At 59.8% G+C, this 23,098-nt stretch carries 23 protein-coding genes; 8 read left to right on the top strand and 15 right to left on the bottom strand.

The window, feature by feature from the left end:
* Positions 1-21: 21 nt before the first annotated feature.
* On the top strand, positions 22-531 hold the full coding sequence (gene crr, locus ACLH1I_RS00655; RefSeq protein ID WP_000522253.1) for a PTS glucose transporter subunit IIA: 510 nt from the start codon (positions 22-24) through the stop codon (positions 529-531).
* A gap of 40 nt (positions 532-571) precedes the next feature.
* Here crr and ACLH1I_RS00650 read toward each other — a convergent pair whose 3' ends face one another.
* Positions 572-811, bottom strand: coding sequence for a hypothetical protein (locus ACLH1I_RS00650; RefSeq protein ID WP_017900460.1), 240 nt, complete (start codon positions 809-811; stop codon positions 572-574).
* Positions 808-1,674 (bottom strand): pyridoxine/pyridoxal/pyridoxamine kinase, encoded by an 867-nt coding sequence (pdxK, locus tag ACLH1I_RS00645; RefSeq protein WP_017900459.1) that lies wholly within the window; start codon positions 1,672-1,674, stop codon positions 808-810. Before pdxK ends, ACLH1I_RS00650 begins: the two co-directional genes overlap by 4 nt.
* A gap of 82 nt (positions 1,675-1,756) precedes the next feature.
* On the opposite strand from pdxK, the gene ptsJ reads away from it, so the two are divergent.
* Together ptsJ and ACLH1I_RS00635 are read left to right on the top strand one after the other, a co-directional pair.
* Entirely contained in the window at positions 1,757-3,055 is a 1,299-nt protein-coding gene (gene ptsJ / locus ACLH1I_RS00640; RefSeq protein ID WP_069135918.1) for a transcriptional regulator PtsJ, read from the top strand.
* Positions 3,056-3,218: 163 nt separating this feature from the next.
* The gene (locus ACLH1I_RS00635) at positions 3,219-3,614 is read left to right on the top strand and encodes a YybH family protein (RefSeq protein ID WP_004201993.1); all 396 of its coding nucleotides are present in this window, start codon (positions 3,219-3,221) and stop codon (positions 3,612-3,614) included.
* On the opposite strand, the gene cysM is transcribed toward ACLH1I_RS00635, so the two are convergent.
* The 5 genes from cysM to cysP form a co-directional block, all read right to left on the bottom strand.
* Positions 3,611-4,522, bottom strand: a complete 912-nt coding sequence (gene cysM / locus ACLH1I_RS00630) for a cysteine synthase CysM (RefSeq protein ID WP_004201992.1) — start codon at positions 4,520-4,522, stop codon at positions 3,611-3,613. The two genes, ACLH1I_RS00635 and cysM, sit on opposite strands and share 4 nt — an antisense overlap.
* Positions 4,523-4,640: 118 nt before the next feature.
* Entirely contained in the window at positions 4,641-5,735 is a 1,095-nt protein-coding gene (cysA, locus tag ACLH1I_RS00625; protein ID WP_151628837.1) for a sulfate/thiosulfate ABC transporter ATP-binding protein CysA, read from the bottom strand.
* Positions 5,725-6,600, bottom strand: a complete 876-nt coding sequence (cysW, locus tag ACLH1I_RS00620; protein ID WP_004201990.1) for a sulfate/thiosulfate ABC transporter permease CysW — start codon at positions 6,598-6,600, stop codon at positions 5,725-5,727. Before cysW ends, cysA begins: the two co-directional genes overlap by 11 nt.
* Positions 6,600-7,433, bottom strand: coding sequence for a sulfate/thiosulfate ABC transporter permease CysT (cysT, locus tag ACLH1I_RS00615; protein WP_002913626.1), 834 nt, complete (start codon positions 7,431-7,433; stop codon positions 6,600-6,602). The genes cysW and cysT overlap by 1 nt, the downstream gene beginning before the upstream one ends.
* Complete coding sequence (gene cysP, locus ACLH1I_RS00610; protein WP_017900457.1) at positions 7,433-8,449, bottom strand: thiosulfate/sulfate ABC transporter substrate-binding protein CysP; 1,017 nt, start codon at positions 8,447-8,449, stop codon at positions 7,433-7,435. Before cysP ends, cysT begins: the two co-directional genes overlap by 1 nt.
* 200 nt (positions 8,450-8,649) lie before the next feature.
* Here cysP and ACLH1I_RS00605 point away from each other — a divergent pair, with 200 nt between their 5' ends.
* Positions 8,650-9,012, top strand: a complete 363-nt coding sequence (locus ACLH1I_RS00605; protein WP_072071552.1) for an endonuclease domain-containing protein — start codon at positions 8,650-8,652, stop codon at positions 9,010-9,012.
* Positions 9,013-9,173: 161 nt separating this feature from the next.
* Here ACLH1I_RS00605 and ACLH1I_RS00600 read toward each other — a convergent pair whose 3' ends face one another.
* The 4 genes from ACLH1I_RS00600 to ACLH1I_RS00585 form a co-directional block, all read right to left on the bottom strand.
* Positions 9,174-10,073 carry a Dyp-type peroxidase gene (locus ACLH1I_RS00600; protein ID WP_004201987.1) on the bottom strand — a complete coding sequence of 300 codons (900 nt, stop codon included), beginning with the start codon at positions 10,071-10,073 and terminating at the stop codon, positions 9,174-9,176.
* Positions 10,074-10,167: 94 nt separating this feature from the next.
* Complete coding sequence (locus tag ACLH1I_RS00595) at positions 10,168-10,743, bottom strand: RpoE-regulated lipoprotein (RefSeq protein ID WP_048295270.1); 576 nt, start codon at positions 10,741-10,743, stop codon at positions 10,168-10,170.
* Between the two features lie 61 nt (positions 10,744-10,804).
* Positions 10,805-11,254 carry a DUF2919 domain-containing protein gene (locus tag ACLH1I_RS00590; RefSeq protein WP_017900453.1) on the bottom strand — a complete coding sequence of 150 codons (450 nt, stop codon included), beginning with the start codon at positions 11,252-11,254 and terminating at the stop codon, positions 10,805-10,807.
* Positions 11,241-11,666, bottom strand: coding sequence for a GNAT family acetyltransferase (locus tag ACLH1I_RS00585; protein ID WP_002913637.1), 426 nt, complete (start codon positions 11,664-11,666; stop codon positions 11,241-11,243). The genes ACLH1I_RS00590 and ACLH1I_RS00585 overlap by 14 nt, the downstream gene beginning before the upstream one ends.
* A gap of 211 nt (positions 11,667-11,877) precedes the next feature.
* Between ACLH1I_RS00585 and amiA the strand changes: the two genes are divergently transcribed.
* Together amiA and hemF are read left to right on the top strand one after the other, a co-directional pair.
* Positions 11,878-12,750, top strand: a complete 873-nt coding sequence (gene amiA, locus ACLH1I_RS00580; protein ID WP_004201984.1) for an N-acetylmuramoyl-L-alanine amidase AmiA — start codon at positions 11,878-11,880, stop codon at positions 12,748-12,750.
* Positions 12,750-13,649, top strand: coding sequence for an oxygen-dependent coproporphyrinogen oxidase (gene hemF / locus ACLH1I_RS00575; RefSeq protein WP_064178309.1), 900 nt, complete (start codon positions 12,750-12,752; stop codon positions 13,647-13,649). The genes amiA and hemF overlap by 1 nt, the downstream gene beginning before the upstream one ends.
* Before the next feature lie 53 nt (positions 13,650-13,702).
* Here hemF and maeB read toward each other — a convergent pair whose 3' ends face one another.
* Entirely contained in the window at positions 13,703-15,982 is a 2,280-nt protein-coding gene (gene maeB / locus ACLH1I_RS00570) for an NADP-dependent oxaloacetate-decarboxylating malate dehydrogenase (RefSeq protein WP_004201966.1), read from the bottom strand.
* A 294-nt stretch (positions 15,983-16,276) separates the two neighbouring features.
* Between maeB and tal the strand changes: the two genes are divergently transcribed.
* Together tal and tkt are read left to right on the top strand one after the other, a co-directional pair.
* Positions 16,277-17,233, top strand: coding sequence for a transaldolase (tal, locus tag ACLH1I_RS00565; protein WP_004201965.1), 957 nt, complete (start codon positions 16,277-16,279; stop codon positions 17,231-17,233).
* Positions 17,234-17,249: 16 nt separating this feature from the next.
* Positions 17,250-19,244: a transketolase gene (tkt, locus tag ACLH1I_RS00560; protein ID WP_023318853.1), complete on the top strand. Its 1,995-nt coding sequence runs from the start codon at positions 17,250-17,252 to the stop codon at positions 19,242-19,244.
* On the opposite strand, the gene ACLH1I_RS00555 is transcribed toward tkt, so the two are convergent.
* The 3 genes from ACLH1I_RS00555 to aegA form a co-directional block, all read right to left on the bottom strand.
* Positions 19,234-20,280, bottom strand: coding sequence for a DUF1176 domain-containing protein (locus ACLH1I_RS00555; RefSeq protein ID WP_151628839.1), 1,047 nt, complete (start codon positions 20,278-20,280; stop codon positions 19,234-19,236). The genes tkt and ACLH1I_RS00555 overlap by 11 nt on opposite strands.
* Positions 20,281-20,343: 63 nt before the next feature.
* Positions 20,344-20,940, bottom strand: a complete 597-nt coding sequence (gene nudK, locus ACLH1I_RS00550) for a GDP-mannose pyrophosphatase NudK (RefSeq protein ID WP_002913754.1) — start codon at positions 20,938-20,940, stop codon at positions 20,344-20,346.
* A gap of 58 nt (positions 20,941-20,998) precedes the next feature.
* A complete protein-coding gene (aegA, locus tag ACLH1I_RS00545) occupies positions 20,999-22,981 on the bottom strand; it encodes a formate-dependent uric acid utilization protein AegA (RefSeq protein WP_043520164.1) in 1,983 nt (660 codons plus the stop codon).
* Between the last annotated feature and the right edge of the window lie 117 nt (positions 22,982-23,098).

The raw sequence follows: 23,098 nt of genomic DNA, 5'->3' as shown, positions 1-23,098 counted from the left end.
ATTACTGCTTAGGAGAAGATCATGGGTTTGTTTGATAAATTGAAATCTCTGGTTTCTGATGACAAGAAAGACACCGGAACTATTGAGATTGTTGCTCCCCTCTCCGGTGAGATCGTCAACATTGAAGACGTGCCGGATGTGGTTTTTGCGGAAAAAATTGTGGGCGATGGGATTGCCATCAAACCGACCGGCAACAAAATGGTCGCGCCGGTAGACGGTACCATTGGTAAAATTTTCGAAACCAACCATGCGTTCTCTATTGAATCTGATAGCGGCATCGAGCTGTTCGTTCACTTCGGTATTGATACCGTTGAACTGAAAGGCGAAGGCTTCAAGCGTATCGCTGAAGAAGGCCAGCGCGTGAAAGTCGGCGACCCGGTTATCGAATTCGATCTGCCGCTGCTGGAAGAGAAAGCCAAGTCTACCCTGACTCCGGTGGTTATCTCCAACATGGACGAGATCAAAGAGCTGATCAAACTGTCCGGTAGCGTGACCGTGGGTGAAACCCCGGTAATCCGCATCAAGAAGTAATGATTGCTGCATAGAAATGGCGCCGAAAGGCGCCATTTTTTTATATCGCGTGGGTCACCGGCTGATAGCATTTTTCGCGAGATAAGAGACGCAATCCTTCCGGGGTGCTCTCCAGAATGCGCCGCTCGCCGTCAGAGACCAGCAGTTCGCACTGATATCCACCGGCCAGGCCGAACAGCGACCGCGCCACGCAGGCATCCTCCAGCGCCGCCTCCCCTGTGGTATCAAAATGACCAACAATGCGTCCCTGCTGACGGATCACTAACCGATAGCTTTTCATCTCTGTTGCTCCAGCGGCGGCAGGATCAGTTCGTCACACCCCTGCGCGGCAGTCCAGTTCATCACCTCCAGCACGCGCTGGGCGGCTGCTTCCGTCGCTGCCCCCAGCGCCAGGCCCGAAAGCAACCCGCTCACCAGCTCAGCGCAAAACAGATCGCCGGTACCCTTCAAGTCCGTCTCCACCCGCGGGTGAACCACCACCTGCACTGCATCGGCCGTCACCACCAGCACATTGATTGTCGAAGCGGCCTCTCCTGGCGCGCTGGTGATCACCACCCACTTGAGACTGTCCGACAGCAGGCTTCGCGCCGCGGCGACCGCCTCCTGCTGATTGCGACAGCGCCGGCCGCTCAGCGTCTCCAGCTCAAACAGATTAGGGGTGATCCCTTGCGCCAGCGGCAGCAGGTGCTGACGATAGGCTTCCGGGATCTCGGCCTTGACGTAGATGCCGCTGTCGACATCGCCAATCACCGGATCCACCAGAATACAGAGATCGGGATGGCGGTCGCGGACCCGCGTCAGCCACTGCGCCAGGCGTTCAATTTGCACGGCGTTGCCCATATAGCCGGTGGTCACCGCACGCAGTTCGCGCAACGCGTCGCGCTCCTCAAGCGCCTGCAGGTACCCGACAAACCACTCCTCCGGGATAATGCCGCCATAGAACGTCTCATAATGGGGCGTATTGCTGAACAGCACCGTCGGCACCGCCAGCACGCGCAAACCGTGCTGTTTAATCGCCGGTACCGCGATGCTGTTGCCGACGCTGCCGTAAACTACCTGCGACTGCACGGCGACGATATCGACTTCCGACGCCCGGCTTTTGTCGTGAAAGAGCACTGATTGTATGTCATCTTGCTGGCCCATCTTTTCTCCCCCCGCTGGACAGCGGGTCACGCTCTGATTATGATTCGTCCTATGCTAAATTTCATTTTGTCATAGGTCAATAATGTTTGCCGGAAAAACCGCCAGCGATATCTTCGATCATATCCGCCATCTGGTGCAGAGCGGTGGCTTGCAGCCCGGAGAGGTTCTGCCGCCGGTACGCGAGCTCGCCAGCCAGCTGGCGGTGAATCGCAATACCGTCGCCGCCGCCTATAAACGGCTGGTGACATCTGGTCTGGCCGTGAGCCAGGGACGAAACGGCACGGCCATCAAAGCACGGGATCCGCTGCCGGCGCTGGAGGGCGGTGACCCCACGACGCCGCTGAACGATCTCTCCAGCGGCAATCCGGATCCCGCCAGGCTGCCTGATTTAGCACGCTATCTGGGCCAAATTGCCCGCACGCCCCACCTGTATGGCGATGCCCCCATCGAGCCGCGGCTTGGCGAATGGGCTGAGGCATGGTTTTCCGGGGAGATAACCGTTCCCTTTGCCCTGAACCTCGCCAGCGGGGCGATTGACGCGCTGGAGCGTCTGCTGTGCGCCTTGCTGCTCCCCGGCGACGGCGTGGTGGTTGAAGAACCCTGTTTTCTTAGCAGCATCAATATGGTGCGTTACGCTGGCTTTACCCCCTGCCCGGTGGCGGTGGATGCCGAGGGGATGGATCCTGTCGGGCTGGAGGAGGCGTTACGCAACGGCGCGCGGGCGGTGATCTTAACCCCACGCGCGCACAATCCTACCGGCTGTAGCTTGACGGAAACCCGAGCGCATGCCCTGCGGGAGGTGCTGGCCCGCTATCCGCAGGTGCTGGCGATCGTCGATGACCATTTTGCCCTGCTGTCGGCTACGCCCTGGTTTTCTCCTCTGCCCGCGAGCACCCAGCGCTGGGCGGTGGTGCGTTCGATGTCAAAAACCCTCGGGCCCGACCTGCGGCTGGCCTTTATCGCCAGCGATATCGACACCTCCTCGGCGCTGCGCCTGCGGCTTAACGCCGGCAGCCAGTGGGTCAGCCATCTGCTGCAGGATCTGACGCTGGCCTGTCTCACCGATGAGGCGTTTATCGCCTCGATGACGGAGACCCGCCGTCACTATCGCCAGCAGAATGAGAAACTGGCGGCAGCGCTGGCCCGGCACGGCTACAGCCATGCTACGCCTGGCGACGGCCTTAATTTCTGGCTGCCGCTGCCAACGGCGAGCCAGCCCTACGCCTTACGGCTGGCCCGCGCCGGCTGGCTGGTCCGCGAGGGGGAGGTGTTTGGCATTCGTACGCCCTCCCACGGGCTACGCCTGTCGCTGGGCCGCCTGAATGACGATGAGATTGCCCGCCTGGCGGCCGATATAGCCCTGGTCTTAGACGCTCCCTGACGCAGGCAGTGCGTCGAACGCATCGGGGAGTGGTAGCTACTGCCGACAAGTTACTGTAAAAATAAACGAAAACAGGCGTAGTCTTACCTGCATGCCCGGATCGTCGAAGCGGATGAAACGCTCACGGTGGCGGACACATCGCTCACAATAAGGAGCACCAGAGATGCATCACATTGACCTGACCCTAAAAGCAGTCATCGAAGCCTGCGACCGCGCTATCTCGCAGGAAGATTACGATACCCTGATGGGCTATTACGCGGAAGACGCCGCGCTGGTCGTCAAACCGGGCATGGTGGTCAGAGGGAAAGAGAATATCCGCAAAGCGTTTATCGCCATTGCCGACTATTTCCAGCACCGGCTGATAGTGACCCAGGGGAAAATGGAGGTCATTGAGGGCGGCGGCAATGCGCTGGTGATAATGGAGACCCGGCTGGATATCCCGACGGCACAGGGGATAACACAGGTTACGCGACGCGCAACCTATGTCTTTCAGAAGCAGGGGGAGCGCTGGTTGTGCACGGTCGATAACTCCTACGGCACCGACCTGCTCGATGATTAAATACCCGCTCCCTGGCTAAAGTGTTCCTCGCCGAACACGCCGGTGGAGAGGTAGCGATCGCCGCGATCGCAGACGATCGCCACCACCACCGCGCCTGGATTTTCGCGGGCGATACGTAACGCCCCGGCTACCGCGCCGCCAGAGCTGACGCCGCAGAAAATGCCTTCCCGCACCGCCAGCTGACGCATGGTGTTCTCGGCATCCTGCTGATGAATATCCAGCACCGCATCCACCAGCGAAGCGTTAAAGATCCCCGGCATATACTCTGCCGGCCAGCGGCGGATCCCGGGAATACTGCTGCCCTCCTCCGGCTGCAGGCCGACGATGGTCACCGGTTTACTCTGTTCGCGCAGAAATCGTGACACGCCGGTAATGGTGCCGGTGGTCCCCATACTGGAGACAAAGTGGGTGATACGCCCTGCGGTCTGCTGCCAGATTTCCGGCCCGGTGGTGGTGTAATGGGCGTAGGGGTTGTCCGGGTTGTTAAACTGATCGAGCAGTTTGCCCTCTCCGCGCTGAGCCATCTCGAGGGCCAGGTCGCGAGCCCCCTCCATCCCCTGCTCTTTAGTGACCAGGATCAGCTCGGCGCCGTAGGCGCGCATCGCGGCCCGGCGCTCCTGGCTCATGTTGTCGGGCATCAGCAGCTTCATCCGGTAGCCTTTCAGCGCGGCGATCATCGCCAGCGCGATACCGGTGTTGCCGCTGGTCGCTTCGATCAGCACGTCGCCGGGCTGAATTTCGCCGCGCTTTTCCGCTTCGACGATCATCGACAGCGCAGCGCGATCTTTCACCGAACCGGCCGGATTATTGCCTTCGAGTTTGACCCAGATTTCGCTGCCGTTGTCCGGTCCGAGACGCTGAAGTTTGACCAGCGGGGTATTGCCGATGGTGTGTTCGAGTGTATTCACGATGTTTACTCAATAAAAAAGCCGGGCGGCGCTTCGCTTACCCGGCCTACCAGACGCGTGATAATTTCAGACCGGGTAAGCACAACCTCACCCGGCAAAAGCACATGGATTTAAGCTATCAGGCCGACTGCGCCAGAGCAAGCTCGCCGCGTGGCTCGATACGCTCGGTACCGTTGTACAGGCGCGCATTTTGCAGCCCGACGAACAGCCGTTCGCCGCGGGACGGCGCCTCATCGCCCGTTAACACCACGCTCAGCGGTTCGTCATACCACCCCAGAGGCTGGACGACTAATTGGGTGTAGTGTCCTTTCGGACTGGCCTCCAGGACCTGCACCGGCAGCGGCGAATCCAGGCTGGTTCGGCGGCTGATGTCCACTTCCCACGGACGCAGGAACAGATCCACCGGCCCCTGGTATGCCGGGGTATAGCCTAACGGCCAGCGGTGGGCGCCAACGTGGAACTGTCCGCCGCGGATAACCCCCTGCAGACGATTCACTTCCCCCATGAACTCCAGCACGAAGCGGGTGGACGGCTCACGCCACACGCGTTCAGGCGCATCGGCTTGTTCGATGTTGCCCTGGCTCATCACCACCACCCGGTCGGCAACTTCCATCGCCTCTTCCTGATCGTGGGTGACGAACACGCTGGTAAATTTTAGCTCTTCATGCAGCTGACGCAGCCAGCGGCGCAGCTCTTTACGCACCTGCGCATCCAGCGCGCCGAAAGGTTCATCCAGCAGCAGAATTTGCGGCTCTACCGCCAGGGCGCGCGCCAGCGCCACGCGCTGCTTCTGACCACCGGACAGCTGCGCCGGATAGCGATCCGCCAGGTGAGCCAGCTGCACCATCTCCAGCAGTTTGGTCACTTTGGCTTTAATCGCCGCCGCATTGGGTCGTTCACTGCGCGGCAGCACGGTCAGGCCAAAAGCGATGTTATCGAACACCGTCATATGGCGGAACAGCGCATAGTGCTGGAAGACGAAGCCCACTTTACGGTCGCGGGCGTGCATCCGGCTGACGTCGGTGCCGTGGAAGCGGATATGACCGCTGGTCTGATGCTCCAGCCCGGCGATAATCCGCAGCAGGGTAGTTTTCCCGGAGCCGGAAGGCCCCAGCAGCGCGACCATTTGTCCGGAAGGGATATCCAGCGAGATATCATTCAGCACCTGGGTGCGACCAAACGATTTCTTAATATTGGCAATCTCAATGCTCATGATTTCCCTCCTGTTGCGCGCGTTTTTCCTGGTTGGCCAGACGCCATTGCAACATACTCTTTAAAAACAGGGTCAGAATAGCCATTAACGTCAGCAGGGCCGCGGCGGTAAACGAGCCGACGGTGTTGTAATCCTGCTCCAGTAATTCAATTTGCAGCGGCAGCGAAAGCGTTTCTCCGCGGATCGAACCGGAGACCACCGATACCGCGCCGAATTCGCCGATGGCGCGGGCGTTGGTCAACACCACGCCGTACAGCAGCGCCCAGCGAATATTGGGCAACGTCACCCGGCGGAACATCTGCCATCCGGAAGCCCCCAGCAATACCGCCGCCTCATCTTCATGGCTGCCCTGACTCATCATCACCGGCACCAGCTCACGCACCACAAACGGACAGGTGACAAAGATCGTCGCCAGCACCATGCCCGGCCAGGCGAACATGATTTGCAGATTATGTGCATCAAGCCAGCCGCCCAGCGGACCGTTAGAGCCGTAGAACAGCAGATAAACCAGACCCGCGACTACCGGCGAGACGGCGAACGGGATATCCAGCATCGTCAACAGCAGCTGGCGTCCCGGGAACGTAAAGCGCGTGACCAGCCAGGCCAGCAAGGTCCCGAACACCAGATTCACCGGCACGGTAATCAAGGCAATCATCACCGTCAGCCAGATAGCGTGCAGCATGTCCGGGTTCGCCAGGTTTTCCAGCACCGGCATTAACCCTTTGCTGAAGGCCTGGATGAAGATATAGAGCATCGGCACCACAAGGATGAAGGCGGAAACCAGCATCCCGACGCCAATCAGAAACCATTTGCCCCAGTTGATGCGGGGCGCGTCGTAGCGTTTCAATTGAGTAACTTCCGCCATTAGTGACCTACCACGCGTCGACCAAAGCGACTCTGCAGGGTATTGATGGAAAACAACAGCAGCAGCGAGGCGGCCAGGATCACCGAGGCGATGGCGCTCGCCGCCGGATAGTCAAACTCCTGCAGACGAATAAAGATCATCAGCGACGTCACTTCCGTCTTCCACGCGATGTTGCCGGCGATAAAAATCACCGCGCCGAATTCGCCGAGGCTGCGGGTAAACGACAGAGCGATGCCCGCCAGCAGCGCCGGTGACAGCTCCGGCAGGACCACCTTGCGGAAACTCTGCCAGCGCGTGGCGCCCAGCGTTTCCGCTGCCTCTTCATATTCCGGTCCCAGCTCTTCCAGCACCGGCTGCACGGTACGCACCACGAACGGGATGCTGGTGAAAGCCATCGCCACGGCGATACCGAGCCAGGTATAGGTCACTTTAATATCGAACTTCGCCAGCCATTCCCCGTAAATGCCGTTTACCGAAAACAGCGAGGCCAGGGTCAGGCCGGCTACCGCCGTCGGCAGCGCAAACGGCAGGTCCATTAAGGCATCCAGCAGCGTGCGGCCCGGAAAACGATAGCGGGTAAGGATCCACGCCATCAGCAGACCGAAGACGCCGTTAAAAATCGAGGCCACGAACGCCGACAGCAGCGTCACCTTATAGGCCGCCACCACCTGCGGGTTGGTGATCACATCCCAGTACTGCGCCCAGCTCATCTGCGCCAGCTGCATCACCAGCGCGCTGAGCGGTAATAACAGAATCAGACAGACAAACAGCAGGCTGGTGCCGAGGCTCAGGGTAAAGCCCGGCAGCACGCGCTTGGACGACACAGCAAACATTACTTACGCCCCGCCGCCAGCAGTTTGTCCAGTTCGCCGCCGCTGGCGAAGTGGGTTTTCATCACCTCAGGCCAGGAGCCAAACTTGTCCTCCACGCGGAACAGTTCGGTCTGCGGGAATTTATCCTTCAGCGAATCCATCACTTTCGGGTTGTTTACCCGATAGTAGTAGTCGGTAATGATGGTCTGCGCCTGCGGGCTGTAGAGCCAGTTCAGATAGGCTTTCGCCGCCTTTTCCGTGCCGTTGGCTTTGACGTTTTTATCCACCCAGGCCACCGGGAACTCCGCCAGAATGTTGGTTTTCGGGATCACCACTTCAAATCCCTGCGCCTCATACTGCTTGCGAATATTGTTCACTTCCGACTCGAAACTGATCAGCACATCGCCCAGGCCGCGCTCGGCGAAGGTAGTGGTCGCCCCGCGTCCGCCGGTGTCGAAGACTTCGACGTTCTTCAGGAACTGGGTCATAAACTGTTCGGTTTTGGCTTTATCGCCACCGTCGGCTTTATCCGCCGCGCCCCAGGCCGCCAGGTAGGTGTACCGCGCGTTGCCCGAGGTTTTCGGGTTCGGGAAGATCAGCTTAACGTCAGAGCGGACCAGGTCGTTCCAGTCATGAATGTTTTTCGGGTTGCCTTTGCGCACCAGGAAGCCCATCGTCGAATAGAACGGCGAGCTGTTGTTTGGCAGGCGGCTTTGCCAGTCGGCCGGGATCAGGTTGCCTTTGTCATGCAGGATCTGCACGTCCGTCACCTGGTTGTAGGTCACCACGTCCGCCTTCAGGCCCTGCAGGATCGCCAGCGCCTGCTTGGAAGAACCGGCGTGCGACTGCTTGATGGTCAGCTTGTCTCCACCATTGTCCTTCGCCCACTGCTGCTCAAAAGGCGGGTTAAGGGCGGCAAACAGCTCGCGGGAGACATCATAGGAGCTGTTCAGCAGCTCCGTCGCCTGCGCCTGCGCCACCAGCAGCAGGGAAGCCGCCAGCGCCAGATATCCTTTTTTCAGTGATTTAACGGCCATTGCGCACCCTTATCAAAAATGATCATTTACTGATGATCATCATATTTATAACGGGTACGAAAGGAGTAACGGTTTTATATACCGTTTGGCGATTTGGAAGTCGAAAAGGGAATAAGCACCTGGCAAAGCTTAGCTGAAAGCGGCTCGCAGATTAGACGTGTCATTGTGACAAACGGCAGCCAGGCGCGCACTGTGTTTATATGAAAAACACACAGATATTTGCTCGTCAGCTCAGACGTAGCTTAACGCCAACAGAACGTCGACTATGGTACTTACTGCGCAACCGCCGTTTTGCTTGCTATAAGTTTCGCCGCCAGCATCCCGTTGGCCCCTATATTCTCGATTTTGCCTGCTGCGCAACACGGCTGGCGATTGAACTGGACGGCGGTCAACACGATCAGAGACGCGTCTACGATGTTCGCCGTACCCGCTGGCTACAGAGTCAGGGATGGCGGGTTTTACGCTTCTGGAATAATGAGTTTGAAGAGTATGAAGAGGCGGTGATGGAGAGGATACTTGAAGCGCTTGAGTCGCCAATGCCCTCACCCCGCCCCTCTCCCTGAGGGAGAGGGAGAAAGAGAGTCCGCACGCAGATTCCATAACCGCACCGAACGATTCCCTCTCCCTCAGCGAGAGGGAGAAAGAGAGTCCACACGCAGATTCCATAACCGCACCGTACCGTCCCCTCTCCCCTTTGGGGAGAGGGTTAGGGTGAGGGGCAACATTACAGCGCCTGAATACGCTCAAGCGACGGCGCGAAGTAATAGCCGCCGGTCACTGGTTTGGTGAAGCGCAGCATCGCGTCGCGTTTGCCGTCGGTATCGCCGAACATGCTCAGCAGCTGCTGCTCGATGTTGTACAGACGCGCGCAGTAAGCGCAAAAATAGAGGCCATGGGTACCGCTGGCGGTGCCATACGGCAGGCTCTGGCGAACAATTTTCAGCCCTTTGCCATCTTCTTTTAAGTCAACGCGGCTCAGGTGCGACGTGACCGGACGTTCGTCGCCATCGATCTCTTCATTGGCTTCCTTGGTGCGGCCGATCATCATCTCCTGATCCGGCACGCTCATGCGGTTCAGCTGTTTGAGATTATGCTCCCAGCGCTGGACGAACACGTAGCTGCCGCCCGCGTCCACGCCGTCTTTGATCACCGCCACTTCACGACGGGTTTCTTCCCCCGCCGGGTTTTCGGTGCCGTCGACGAAGCCGCTGAGGTCACGCTCTTCCACCCAGCGGAAGCCGTGGATCTCTTCTTTCACCTCGATAGCGTCGCCAAAGGCGGCCAGCGCGGCCTGCGCCACCGAGAAGTTCACTTCATGGCGGGCGGATAAAATATGAATCAGCAGGTCATACTGGGTGGACGGCGCCAGCCCTTTGCCGTAGACCGGAAAATCTTTTAACTCTTCCGCCCCTTCGCCGCCGCTCAGCTGACGCCAGACGTTATTGCCGAACGCCACCACGGCACCGAGTTTGGCGTCAGGGAATTTAGCCTGAAAGGTGGCCACTTTATCGACAAAAATTTTGCTCGCTTCGCGCAGGGCGTTAACGTCCCCTTTGACATTGGCTTCAATCCAAATCGCCGCGCGGCAATGTTCCGGCAAAATGCCGCTCTGAACCTGAGACATCGCTCCTCCTGAAATGATGCAACCACAACGCTGTCGCGTTGCTAACGCGCCATTGTAACCGTTTTTCAGGGCCGTCGTGTCTCTTCAGATCAATTTAGCGACGCCAGATAATTTTGCTGACCTTCCAGTTTTTCAGCGTATCGTCGGAGGGCATCAGTTCGTCCGGGCCGCTCCAGTGGCCGGTGAAGGCGTAACTGATATGCTGGCTCCCCTCGGCCTGACACTCGACGACCGCCCCGTTGTCATTGCTGCCTTTCTGGCAGTTGCCGAAGGCTTTGCTGTACAGATCGCTGAACGGTGTGCCGATTTTCACGCCGCTGGCGGTTTTGATTTCGGCATCACGCACCTCAATCCGGCTGATGGCGCCGTTGTCGCCATTGATGGTCAAGGCCACGCTGTTGTCTTTCAGCGCTTCAAAGTAGTGGACGATATTGCCCTTATCGGTCTTCATTCCGCTGCGCAAACGATAGTCGCCCCCCAGGGCATCGCTAATGGCCTGTTCGTTGAGCGGCGTGGACGCCGTCAGTTTACCCACCCCCTGCTCGGTCACCTCGGTGGAAGAACCAAACCAGTTCCACGGATAGGCCGCCGACCAGTTGACCGCGCTCATCGTTGAGCAGCCGGTGAGCGCCAGCGGAAGCGCGCAGAGCATTACACGTAGCGATTTCATTTCACAATCCTTTCTGAGTCATTCAACGCATGTTGGAGTTCACGATCGGTAAAAAGTGCCATTAAAAGCTAGTCTGGCGAAAACAGGCGCCGAGGCGACGGCTGGTTGCCAGCCACCACAGGGCATAGCCATCCGCGACCAGCAGCGCAATGGTCAGCGATGAGGGCGATTCGCCGCTCAGCCATAGCATCGGCTGCCAGAGCAACAGCAGCACTTGCGATAGCACCAGCAGCCAGCGCATCGCCCGCCACAGGCGCGGCAGGCGCTGACGATAGCCGCTAAGCAGAAAGGCCAGCACCGCCGGCACGCCGGGAAGTAAACCGAGCCAGAAGCGGTCGTGATCGGGATAGAACAGATTCAGAATCGCGTCGCCCTGCTGGCGCGACGCGCCGGCCATCAAGAACAGCACCCACGTGCGGGCCTGTAACAACAGTACGCACCAGAAAAGAAAAGGCAGGCGCAGACGGCCATGGGCATCAAAATCGGCGGGGATAAATTCAGTATTCTTCATCTTCGATCAGGCGCTTGCCCAGGGTCAGGACATCGGCGTACTCATAACCCAGCCGCTCGTACATTCCCTGCACCACATCGTTATCTTCGCGGACCATAATGTTGATTTTCGGGCAGCCGCGGGCAATCAGCTTTTTCTCGAGCCGGTTGAGCAGCGCGTTCGCAATCCCCCGGCCGCGATATTCCGGATGGACCCCCAGATAGTAGGCCGACCCGCGATGGCCGTCATATCCGCCCATCACCGTACCGACGACTTCGCCGTTCACTTCCGCCACCAGGAACAGGCTGACATCGTGATTCAGCTTGCGCTCAATATCCATCTCCGGATCGTTCCAGGGACGCAGCAGATCGCAACGCTCCCACAGCGTCACAACCTCTTCGAAATCCTGCTGGCGAAAAACGCGAATCTCCATGGTATTCCCCACCATTGACGGTTAAAAACAGTGATTATGGCGCGAATATGACTGATAGCCAATATCAGGCGAAATCAGCGACAAAAAATGGCATAATATGACTTTGTCATGTATTGAAATGAAAAGTAAAACAATTCTTATTTTGAATGGTCGTAACGGCAAACGCGATACGATATAACATTGGACATCACTTGTTTACAATTCAGGCCGAATGAGCACTTTTAAACCCTTAAAAATACTTGCTTCGCGCCGTCAGGTGCTGAAAGCCGGGCTGGCTGCCATGACGCTGAGCGGCGTCACTGCACAGGTCAGCGCAAAAGAGCAGCCACTGAAAACATCAAATGGACACAGCAAACCCGCCGCCAAAAAGGCCGGCGCTCGCCGCATTGTGATGCTCGACCCGGGCCACGGCGGCATCGACACCGGGGCTATCGGCCATAATGGCTCGAAAGAGAAGCATGTGGTACTGGCGATCGCTAAGAACGTGCGCAGCATCTTGCGCAGCAACGGCATTGACGCCCGCTTGACCCGCACCGGCGATACCTTTATCCCGCTGTATGACCGCGTGGAGATTGCCCATCAGCACGGCGCCGATCTGTTTATGTCGATCCACGCCGACGGCTTCACCAACCCGAGCGCCGCCGGCGCCTCGGTGTTCGCCCTGTCAAACCGCGGGGCGAGTAGCGCCATGGCGAAATACCTCTCCGATCGCGAAAACCGCGCCGACGAGGTCGCCGGTAAGAAAGCGACGGATAAAGACCATCTGCTGCAGCAGGTGCTGTTCGATCTGGTGCAGACCGACACCATTAAAAACAGCCTGACGCTGGGCTCGCATATCCTCAAAAAGATCAAGCCGGTGCATAAGCTACACAGCCGCAATACCGAACAGGCGGCGTTCGTGGTGCTGAAGTCGCCGTCCATACCGTCCGTGCTGGTGGAAACCTCGTTCATTACTAACCCGAACGAGGAGAAACTGCTCGGCACCACCGCCTTCCGGCAGAAAATCGCCACCGCGATTGCCAACGGCATTATCAGCTATTTCCACTGGTTCGATAACCAGAAAGCCCATTCGAAGAGACGTTAATGAAACCCGATGCCGCGCAGGTTAAAACTTTTCTGCTCCAGCTGCAGGACAGCCTCTGTCAGCAGCTGAGCGCCGTAGATGGCGCGCCGTTTATTGAAGACGCCTGGCAGCGGGAAGGCGGCGGCGGCGGACGCAGCCGGGTGCTGCGCGACGGCAATGTGTTCGAACAGGCCGGGGTCAACTTCTCCCACGTCCATGGCGACGCCATGCCTGCCTCCGCCACCGCCCACCGCCCAGAGCTGGCCGGACGCAGCTTTGAAGCCATGGGCGTCTCGCTGGTAGTTCATCCGCTGAACCCCTATGTGCCCACCAGCCACGCCAACGTGCGGTTCTTTATTGCCGAGAAGCCCGGCGCCGACCCGGTGTGGTGGTTCGGCGGCGGCTTTGATTTAACCCCCTACTACGGCTTTGAAGAGGATGCCGTCCACTGGCATCGTACCGCCCGCGATCTGTGTCTGCCGTTCGGCGAGGAAGTCTATCCGCGCTATAAAAAATGGTGCGATGAGTACTTCTATCTCAAGCACCGCCAGGAGCAGCGCGGCATCGGCGGTCTGTTCTTTGACGACCTGAACACCCCGGATTTTGACCACTGCTTCGCCTTTATGCAGGCGGTCGGGAACGGCTATGCTGACGCCTATTTACCCATCGTCGAACGCCGGAAAGCCACGCCGTACGGCGAGCGCGAGCGCCATTTTCAGCTCTATCGCCGCGGCCGCTACGTCGAATTCAATCTGGTCTGGGACCGCGGCACCCTGTTCGGTCTGCAGACCGGCGGTAGGACGGAATCGATTCTGATGTCGATGCCGCCGCTGGTACGCTGGGAATATGATTACCAGCCGGAGGCCGGCAGCCCCGAAGCGGCGCTGAGCGAGTTTATTAAAGTGAAAGCTTGGATCTAAACGAAGCCAATTCAGACCAAAAGCCCCGGAGTACCGGGGCTTTTTTATGACGTTTACAGCGGTTCGGTTTGCGCTTCGACAACCGCCAGCGCCACCATATTCACGATGCGACGCACGGAGGCGATCGGCGTCAGAATATGCACCGGCTTCGCCACTCCCATCAGCACCGGCCCGACGGTTACCCCTTCCGAACTGGAGACGCGCAGCAGGTTATAGCTGATCCGGGCGGCTTCCATATTCGGCATCACCAGAATATTGGCCGACCCCTTCAGCGGGCTGTCCGGCATGCGATCGTTGCGGATGCTTTCCACCAGCGCGGCGTCGCCATGCATTTCACCATCGATCATCAGCTCCGGGGCGCGGGCCTTCACCAGCTCCAGGGTTTTACGCATCTTGCTGGCTGACGGGCAGTCGGCAGAGCCAAAGTTGGAGTGCGACAGCAACGCCACCCGCGGCTCAATACCAAAGCGACGCACGCTTTCCGCCGCCATCAGGGTGATCTCTGCCAGCTCTTCCGGCGAGGGATCGTGATTGACATAGGTATCGGCGATAAAAGTGTTACCACTCGGCAGCAGCAGCGCATTCATCGCCCCGGCGGTGCTGACGCCGTCGCGATAGCCGAACAGCGGCTGCACCACGCGGTAGTGGTCATGATATTCGCCGATAGTCCCGCAGATCATCGCATCCGCTTCGCCACGGTGAACCATGATGGCGCCAATCACTGTGGTGTTGCTAATCACCGCCCGCTGCGCCTGCTCCTGGGTAATGCCGCGGCGCTTCATCAGCTGATAGTACTCGCTCCAGTACTCTTTAAACCGCGGGTCGGATTCATTATTGACGATCTCGAAGTCAACGCCGGCCTTGATCTGCAGGCCCAGCTTCTGGATGCGCATTTCAATCACGCTTGGGCGGCCCACCAGAATCGGTTTGGCCAGCCCCAGCGACACCAGCTCCTGGGTGGCGTGCAGCACCCGGGTCTCCTCCCCTTCCGCCAGCACCACACGCTTCGGCTCTTTGCGCGCCTGAGAGAAGATAGGCTTCATAAACAGGTTGGTCTTATAGACGAACTCGCTCAGCTTCTCGATATAGGCGTCAAAATCAGCGATCGGGCGCGTCGCCACGCCGGAGTCCATCGCCGCCTTCGCCACCGCGGGGGCGATCTTGACGATCAGCCGCGGGTCGAACGGTTTCGGAATGATGTAGTCCGGGCCAAAGCTTAAATCCTGATCGCCGTAGGCGGAGGCCACCACTTCGCTCTGCTCAGCGTGGGCCAGCTCGGCAATGGCATGCACCGCCGCTAGCTTCATCTCTTCGTTGATCGCCGTCGCGCCGACGTCCAGCGCGCCGCGGAAGATGAACGGGAAGCAGAGCACGTTGTTGACCTGGTTAGGATAGTCGGAGCGGCCGGTGCAGATGATGGCATCATCGCGGACCTGCTTCGCCAGCGGCGGCAGAATTTCCGGCTCCGGATTGGCCAGGGCGAGGATCAGCGGCGCGCGCGCCATCTTCTTCACCATCTCCGGGGTCAGCACTTTCGGACCGGAGCAGCCGAGGAAAATGTCCGCGCCGTCGATCACGTCATCGAGGGTGCGTTTGCCGTCGTCTTCCACTGCATAGGCCGCTTTGGTTTCCGCCATGTTGGGCTCACGATCCTTATAGATAACGCCTTTCGAATCGCAGACCACGATGTTGTGCTTTTGCATCCCCAGCGCCACCAGCAGGTTCATGCAGGCAATTGCCGCCGCCCCGGCGCCGGAGACCACCATCCGCACGTCGGACAGATTCTTCTCAACGACGCGCAGGCCGTTGAGGATCGCCGCGGTGCTGATGATCGCCGTGCCGTGCTGATCGTCGTGGAAAACCGGAATATTCATCCGCTCGCGCAGCTGCTGCTCAATGTAGAAACACTCAGGCGCTTTAATATCTTCGAGGTTGATACCGCCGAAGGTCGGCTCGAGGGCGGCGACGACGTTAATGAATTTATCCGGGTCCAGCTCATCGACTTCGATATCAAACACATCGATGCCGGCGAATTTCTTAAACAGGACGCCTTTGCCCTCCATCACCGGCTTGCCGGCCAGCGCGCCGATGTTGCCGAGTCCCAGCACCGCGGTGCCGTTGGAGACCACCGCCACCAGGTTGCCGCGGGCGGTATATTTGTAGGCCGCCAGCGGATCTTTTTCAATTTCCAGACAGGGGGCCGCGACGCCCGGCGAGTAGGCCAGCGCCAGATCGCGCTGGGTGGCGAGAGGTTTGGTCGGCGAGACCTGGATTTTTCCGGGAACCGGAAATTCGTGGAAGTCGAGGGCGCTCTGTTTTAACTGCTCATCCATTTTATATTCCTTTCTTTCACGTATCGTTCGTAGGGAAAAAGCGTGATGACCATCCTGTCGTTCACCTTTCAGTGGCAGACAGTATCCCTCCTGGCGGGGCGATAAACTTTGAACACCGCCAAACTCTGGCCATCGCTATGATCTGGTTGTTATCAATTTATAGCGGTTATGTTACCCGGATTCGCCGCCAATAATAGCCCCGTCTGCTATGCTTTTTGGTTATGTACCTCATCAATATTTATACCGCATACCGGCAAGCACTCATGTAACACCTTGTTCCAGGAGGACTTATCTATGAATCAGCTAGACAGTATCAAGCAGTTCACCACCGTGGTCGCCGACAGCGGCGACATCGAATCCATCCGCCACTACCATCCGGAAGATGCCACCACTAACCCCTCCCTGCTGCTGAAGGCCGCCGGCCTGGCGTCCTATAGCGGACTCATTGACGACGCGATCGCCTGGGCGAAAAAGCAAGGAGGCGGCCGTGAAGCGCAGGTGACTCACGCCTGCGATAAGCTGGCGGTCAATTTTGGCGCGGAGATCCTCAAAAGCATTCCTGGCCGGGTCTCCACCGAGGTGGACGCCCGGCTCTCCTTCAACCGGGAGAAGAGCATCGAGAAAGCGCGCCATCTGGTGGCGCTGTATCAGGAGATGGGCATTGATAAGTCGCGGATCCTGATCAAGCTGGCCTCCACCTGGGAGGGGATCCGCGCCGCCGAGACCCTGGAAAAAGAGGGGATCCACTGCAACCTGACGCTGCTGTTTTCCTTCGCCCAGGCCCGGGCCTGCGCCGAGGCCGGGGTCTATCTGATCTCCCCTTTCGTCGGACGTATTTATGACTGGTATCAGGCGCGCAAACCGCTGGATCCTTACGTGGTTGAGGAAGATCCCGGGGTGAAATCCGTGCGCAATATCTATGACTACTTCAAACAGCATAAATACAACACCATCGTGATGGGCGCCAGCTTCCGCCGCACCGAGCAGATCCTCGCCCTGGTCGGCTGCGACCGGCTGACCATCGCCCCGCCCCTGTTAAAAGAGCTGCAGGCCAGCGACGCCCCGGTGGTGCGCAAACTGATCCCTGCCAGCCAGATCCTGCCGCGCCCGGTGCCGCTCAGCGAGGCGGAGTTCCGCTGGGAACATAATCAGGATCCGATGGCGGTCGAAAAGCTGGCGGAGGGTATCCGCCTGTTCGCCGTCGATCAACGCAAACTGGAAGATCTGCTTGCCGCCAAACTGTCACTTTAGTCTCACGGAGAAAACTATGTCCCGAAGAGAGCTTGCCAACGCCATCCGCGCCCTGAGCATGGACGCGGTGCAGAAAGCCAATTCCGGCCACCCCGGTGCGCCAATGGGGATGGCAGACATTGCCGAAGTGCTGTGGAACGATTTTCTCAAGCACAATCCGCAGAACCCTGGCTGGGTGGACCGCGACCGTTTTATTCTGTCCAACGGCCACGCGTCGATGCTGCTCTACAGTCTGCTGCACCTGTCCGGCTACGATCTGCCGCTGTCAGAGCTGAAGCAGTTCCGCCAGCTGCACTCTAAAACGCCGGGTCACCCGGAGCATGGCTATACCCCCGGGGTGGAGACCACCACCGGCCCGCTGGGCCAGGGGCTGGCGAACGCCGTCGGTATGGCCATCGCCGAACGCACCCTGGCGGCGCAGTTTAACCGCCCCGGTCATGAGATTATCGACCATCACACCTGGGTTTTCATGGGCGATGGTTGTCTGATGGAGGGGATCTCCCATGAGGCCTGTTCGCTGGCAGGCACGCTCGGACTGGGCAAGCTGATCGGTTTTTACGACCACAACGGCATCTCCATCGACGGCAAAACCGACGGCTGGTTTACCGATGATACGGCAGAACGGTTCCGCGCCTACCACTGGCACGTGATCGGCGACATTGACGGCCACGATCCTCAGGCCATCAAACAGGCCATTACGGAAGCGCAGGCGGTGAAAGATAAGCCGTCGCTGATCATCTGTCGGACCATCATCGGCTTCGGTTCGCCCAACAAAGCCGGCTCAGAGGAGTCGCACGGCGCGGCGCTGGGTGAAAAAGAGGTGGCCCTGGCCCGCCAGCAGCTGGGCTGGAAACATCCCCCCTTTGAGATCCCGAAAGAGATCTATCAGGGCTGGGATGCGCGTCCACGCGGCGAAAAAGCCGAGCACGCCTGGAACGAGAAATTCGCCGCCTACCGGCAGCAGTTCCCGGAGCTGGCCGCTGAGCTGACCCGCCGCATGGATGGCGCCCTGCCGGAGGATTTTGCCGCGACCGCCCGCGACTACGTGGCGAAGCTGCAGGCCGAGCCGGCGAAGATCGCCAGCCGGAAAGCCTCGCAGAACGCGCTGAACGCGTATGGCCCGCACCTCCCGGAGCTGCTGGGCGGTTCGGCGGATCTGGCGCCGAGTAACCTGACCATATGGTCTGGCTCGACATCGATTAAAGAGGATGCCGCGGGCAACTATATTCACTACGGCGTGCGCGAATTCGGCATGACCGCGGTGGCCAACGGCATCGCCCTACACGGGGGATTCATCCCCTATACCTCGACCTTCCTGATGTTTGTGGAATACGCCCGCAACGCCGCGCGCATGGCGGCGCTGATGAAGGCCCGGCAGATCATGGTCTATACCCATGACTCCATCGGTCTGGGGGAAGACGGTCCGACCCACCAGGCGGTGGAACAGCTGGCCAGTCTGCGGCTGACGCCCAACTTCAGCACCTGGCGCCCATGCGACCAGGTGGAGACCGCTGTCGCCTGGCAGGCGGCCATCGCGCGTCAGGGCGGACCGACGGCGCTGATCCTGTCGCGACAAAACCTGGCGCAGATGCCGCGCACCCCGCAACAGGTGCAGGATATCGCCCGGGGCGGCTACGTGCTGAAGGATGCCGGAGGCAAACCCGACCTGATCCTCATCGCTACCGGCTCGGAAGTGGAGATCACCGTCCTGGCGGCGGAAAAACTGTTGGCCAACGGGGTGAATGTGCGAGTGGTTTCGCTCCCCTCCACCGATGTGTTTGACGCTCAGGACGAGGCCTGGCGCGAGTCGGTGCTGCCGTCGGACGTCAGCGCCCGGGTGGCGGTCGAGGCCGGGATAGCGGACTACTGGTATAAATATGTCGGCTTAAAAGGCAAGATTGTCGGCATGACCGGCTACGGTGAATCCGCCCCGGCGGAGCAGCTGTTCCCGTTCTTTGGCTTTACGGTCGACCATATCGTCGCCACCGCCGAACAGGTGCTTAACGGGTGATCCACAGCGTGGGCCAGGCGTCTGGCCCCTGCCAGTTGTCGCACGTCGGCTGCTGCGCGTAGCGGGAGAGGCTGAACCGCTGGCCGTCAAAACGCCAGCGGGTCTGGATCCCGCAATCGCCAGACGCGCGCCCCTTGTCCAGGGTCACCAGCTCATGGCGGCGGTCATCATAGCTGGCGTTAATAAGCTCTATCTCCCGCGGCGCCTCGCCCGGCGGCTGAAATGGCAGCGTTAGCCGCACCTGGCGGGCGACATACGTGCGCTGGCGGGAGACCAGCCAGGCCAGCCAGACGGTGTTGTACGCCCCGGATTCGCAGCTGGTCATCAGCAGCACTTTGTCATCCGTCAGGGCAGTGACGCGAATTTCGCGGCGGAACGGATCGAGGGAGCAGTTACTGTTGCTCATCCGCTCATTGCCATAGTCCATCAGATCGTTGAGCTCATCACGCCCCAGCGGCGACTGCGCCATGTCTGCGCTCGCCACCGCGCGCAGCGCCGGCGCCGGCGGTACGCTGAGCGGCGGCTCCTCCCCTTTGCCAACCCAGGCCGTTTCGCTGCCCACCCGCTTTTGCCGGGCGTCGATAAAAAACAGGGCCGCTTTCAGCCCCTGCAGGGAGATAGTCTGCAGGCCGTTGGCCAACGAGAGGGTTTTTCCCTCCTGTACCCGCTGGAGGAACGCATCGATCGTCACGCTGTCGTCAGTTTTAATGAGTTTATCTTCAATGCGCCAGCGCTTGTCGGTCAGGGACAGCGGTTTACCATCCAGCAGCAAGCGCGGCGCTATCGGCGCGAGCGTCGCCACCGGATTGCCGGTGCCGCCCAGTTCGATACGCAGGCTGGCATCAGTAGCCGCCCCGGCGCTGCGGCTGAGGGTCATCACCAGACCATAATGCAGCCCCACGTTGCGGGTGACGCAGAAGTTTTGGTTATTACAGGTGACCTGCCAGTCGTTGAAGCGCTGCTGCGCCGGTGCCGACCATGCCTGTGAGCAAGGCAGCACCGCCAGAAAGAGGAAAAAAATGATGCGAAAAAGCATGAACCGCCCGACCCCAGATAAACCCAACCACGGCGCCTATCCTGGACAACGGCAGCCGCTGACTCAATCGGATTTGTCAGAGTTCCCCGACATCAGGCCAGAGGTTTGCAAATACTGCAGCAGAATGACCGCTTTCCCGTCGCGGATCTCCCCGTCAGCGACCATCTGCAGCGCCTGGCTAAAGGGCAGCTCCAGCACCTCGATGGCTTCGTCATCCACCCCGCCGCCGCTGGTCGTTCGCTGCGCGTCGCTGTACTCAGCGATAAAGAAATGCACCACTTCGGTGACGCCCCCTGGCGACATAAACAGCTCAAACAGCTTTCGCACCTCGCCCACTTCATAGCCGGTCTCTTCCACTGCCTCTTTACGAATGCAGGCCTCCGGCTCGTCGTTGTCCAGCAGCCCGGCGCAGGTTTCAATCAGCATGCCGTCATGATTGCCATTGACCCAGGTGGCGACCCGAAACTGACGCACCAGGACCACCGTCTGCTTATGGCGGTTATAGAGCAGCACGGTGGCGCCATTGCCGCGATCGTAGACCTCGCGCTTGTGGCGCACGACGCTGCCGTCCGCCCGCGTCAGCTCATAGGTCATGTTGCGTAGTACGAACCAGTTCTCAGAGAGGATTTTATCTTTAATGACGTGAATATTGAGTGACATACCGACCCCACAGCGTAAAAGGACGCCCTCATACTACGCTGCGGAGCCGGGTTTGTCGTCAGTGAAGCGGCGTCGTTTTCAGCCCCAGATAGTCAAGGATCCCCTGCGCCGCGTGACGGCCTTCCGCCATCGCCGTCACTACAAGGTCTGCGCCGCGCACGGCATCGCCGCCGGCAAAAATCTTCTCCTGGCTGGTCTGATAACGGTAACGGCTCTCCACTCCGGCTTTAATACGCCCCTGGCTGTCCAGCGCCACCCCCGCCGCTTCCAGCCAGGGCATGCGGTGCGGGTGGAAGCCAAAGGCCATGATCACCGCATCTGCCGGCATAACAAACTCGCTGCCGGGGATCGGCGTCGGGCGGCGTCTTCCCCCGGCGTCCGGAGCACCCAGCTCGGTGCGCAAAAAGCGAACCCCGTTCACTCGCCCGTTCTCGTCCAGCTCAAGCGTCACTGGCTGGACGTTAAACTCAAAAAGCGCCCCCTCTTCGCGGGCGTTTTTGACCTCTTTTTTCGAGCCCGGCATGTTGGCTTCATCCCGCCGATAGGCGCAGGTCACCTGGCGGGCGCCATGGCGCAGCGCGGTACGCACGCAGTCCATTGCCGTATCGCCGCCCCCCAGCACCACCACGTTCAGCCCGGCGGTGTTGACATAAGGCTCCTGCGCCGATTCCGCCAGACCCATCACCTGTTTGGTGTTGGCGATAAGAAACGGCAGCGCATCGTAGACCCCGGGGGCCTCTTCATTCGGCAGGCCGGCCTTCATGGAGCGATAGGTTCCGGCGCCGACAAACACCGCGTCATACTCGGCCAGCAGCGTCGCCAGAGGGATATCTTTCCCCACCTCGCAGTTGAGCTCAAAGCGGACGCCCATCTCGCTGAAAATCGCCCGCCGCCGGGTCAGCAGCGACTTATCCAGCTTGAACGCCGGAATGCCGAAGGTCAGCAGACCGCCGATCTCCGGATGACGGTCAAAGACCACCGGCTGCACGCCGTGGCGCACAAGCACATCGGCGCAGGCCAGACCGGCCGGCCCGGCGCCGATAATCGCCACTCGTTTACCGTTCGGCTTAACCTGCGAGAGGTCCGGACGCCAGCCGCTGGCCAGCGCCTGGTCGGATATAAATCGCTCAATATTGCCGATGGTGACCGCACCGCTTTCCTCGCGCAGGGTGCAGGCGCCCTCACACAGCCGGTCCTGGGGGCAGACGCGGCCGGTGATCTCCGGCAGACAGTTGGTCTGATGGGACAGGGCGACCGCGGCGGCGATATCCCCTGCCTTCACCAGCTCGACCCACTGCGGAATAGTGTTATGTAGCGGGCAGGTCCATTCACAGATGCTGTGTTCTCCACATTTCAGGCAGCGGGCGGCCTGCTGCCGGGCCTGGGTCGGGCTGAACGGCTGATAGATCTCCTCAAAGTGGTTCTTGCGCACCTCCGCCGGCAGCTTATCCGGCTCTCCGCGCGGCGGCGTCATCGCCATCTGCCTGACCTTCTCGCCGGCGTCGGGCTGTCTGGCGGGGGCCGCGCCGCGCTGCCACGGCTGCGCCTCCTGGCAGGCCGAACGCAGACGCCGCTGCCTGGCCATCGTGGTCAATGTCTCATCGTCGGCGAGGGTCAGCGCCTGCGCCGGACAGTTTTCCACACAGGCCGGTCCCGCCTCGCGGCCCGCGCACAGATCGCATTTCTGCGCGCTGGCTTTCACCTGGCCTGCGGCCTGCGGCGTCACCACCACCTCCATCACCCCGAACGGGCAGGCCACCATGCAGGATTTACAGCCAATGCATTTCTCCTGACAGACCTGAACGCTGTCGCCAGTCTGGGCGATGGCGCCGTTGGGGCAGCTGCGGAGGCAGGGGGCGTCTTCGCAGTGGCGGCAGGTGATGGCGTTACGCTGCCCCTCTGCTTTAATCACGGTGATACGTGGCAAAAAGCGCTGCGGGGTCAGCGCATGTTGCTCCTCGTTATGCGCCATTACGCAGGCCACTTCGCAGGCCTGGCAACCGATACATTTTCGGCTATCGCTCAATATAAAGTGGTTCATGGCTTCCTTTTGTCTTATTGGTGAATAACCCCTTAATTCGCATGCCTATTTATTACCCGACAAGACGAGGCCGGAACAATGTTCATTTGCCCAGGATACCCTTTTTCTGGAAAGAAT

The organism is Klebsiella sp. 1SOBk10mer (genome assembly GCF_046602535.1).
Taxonomy (GTDB): Bacteria; Pseudomonadota; Gammaproteobacteria; order Enterobacterales; family Enterobacteriaceae; genus Klebsiella; species Klebsiella quasipneumoniae.
This window is presented reverse-complemented; position numbering and strand designations above follow the sequence as displayed.

What these genes read in the sequence shown, in the direction of transcription:
- crr (WP_000522253.1), top strand. Translation starts at nt 22, where the DNA reads ATGGGTTTGTTTGATAAATTGAAATCTCTGGTTTCTGATGACAAGAAA.
- ACLH1I_RS00650 (WP_017900460.1), bottom strand. Translation starts at nt 811, where the DNA reads ATGAAAAGCTATCGGTTAGTGATCCGTCAGCAGGGACGCATTGTTGGT.
- pdxK (WP_017900459.1), bottom strand. Translation starts at nt 1,674, where the DNA reads ATGGGCCAGCAAGATGACATACAATCAGTGCTCTTTCACGACAAAAGC.
- ptsJ (WP_069135918.1), top strand. Translation starts at nt 1,757, where the DNA reads ATGTTTGCCGGAAAAACCGCCAGCGATATCTTCGATCATATCCGCCAT.
- ACLH1I_RS00635 (WP_004201993.1), top strand. Translation starts at nt 3,219, where the DNA reads ATGCATCACATTGACCTGACCCTAAAAGCAGTCATCGAAGCCTGCGAC.
- cysA (WP_151628837.1), bottom strand. Translation starts at nt 5,735, where the DNA reads ATGAGCATTGAGATTGCCAATATTAAGAAATCGTTTGGTCGCACCCAG.
- cysW (WP_004201990.1), bottom strand. Translation starts at nt 6,600, where the DNA reads ATGGCGGAAGTTACTCAATTGAAACGCTACGACGCGCCCCGCATCAAC.
- cysT (WP_002913626.1), bottom strand. Translation starts at nt 7,433, where the DNA reads ATGTTTGCTGTGTCGTCCAAGCGCGTGCTGCCGGGCTTTACCCTGAGC.
- cysP (WP_017900457.1), bottom strand. Translation starts at nt 8,449, where the DNA reads ATGGCCGTTAAATCACTGAAAAAAGGATATCTGGCGCTGGCGGCTTCC.
- ACLH1I_RS00605 (WP_072071552.1), top strand. Translation starts at nt 8,650, where the DNA reads ATGAAAAACACACAGATATTTGCTCGTCAGCTCAGACGTAGCTTAACG.
- ACLH1I_RS00600 (WP_004201987.1), bottom strand. Translation starts at nt 10,073, where the DNA reads ATGTCTCAGGTTCAGAGCGGCATTTTGCCGGAACATTGCCGCGCGGCG.
- ACLH1I_RS00595 (WP_048295270.1), bottom strand. Translation starts at nt 10,743, where the DNA reads ATGAAATCGCTACGTGTAATGCTCTGCGCGCTTCCGCTGGCGCTCACC.
- ACLH1I_RS00590 (WP_017900453.1), bottom strand. Translation starts at nt 11,254, where the DNA reads ATGAAGAATACTGAATTTATCCCCGCCGATTTTGATGCCCATGGCCGT.
- ACLH1I_RS00585 (WP_002913637.1), bottom strand. Translation starts at nt 11,666, where the DNA reads ATGGAGATTCGCGTTTTTCGCCAGCAGGATTTCGAAGAGGTTGTGACG.
- amiA (WP_004201984.1), top strand. Translation starts at nt 11,878, where the DNA reads ATGAGCACTTTTAAACCCTTAAAAATACTTGCTTCGCGCCGTCAGGTG.
- hemF (WP_064178309.1), top strand. Translation starts at nt 12,750, where the DNA reads ATGAAACCCGATGCCGCGCAGGTTAAAACTTTTCTGCTCCAGCTGCAG.
- maeB (WP_004201966.1), bottom strand. Translation starts at nt 15,982, where the DNA reads ATGGATGAGCAGTTAAAACAGAGCGCCCTCGACTTCCACGAATTTCCG.
- tal (WP_004201965.1), top strand. Translation starts at nt 16,277, where the DNA reads ATGAATCAGCTAGACAGTATCAAGCAGTTCACCACCGTGGTCGCCGAC.
- tkt (WP_023318853.1), top strand. Translation starts at nt 17,250, where the DNA reads ATGTCCCGAAGAGAGCTTGCCAACGCCATCCGCGCCCTGAGCATGGAC.
- ACLH1I_RS00555 (WP_151628839.1), bottom strand. Translation starts at nt 20,280, where the DNA reads ATGCTTTTTCGCATCATTTTTTTCCTCTTTCTGGCGGTGCTGCCTTGC.
- nudK (WP_002913754.1), bottom strand. Translation starts at nt 20,940, where the DNA reads ATGTCACTCAATATTCACGTCATTAAAGATAAAATCCTCTCTGAGAAC.
- aegA (WP_043520164.1), bottom strand. Translation starts at nt 22,981, where the DNA reads ATGAACCACTTTATATTGAGCGATAGCCGAAAATGTATCGGTTGCCAG.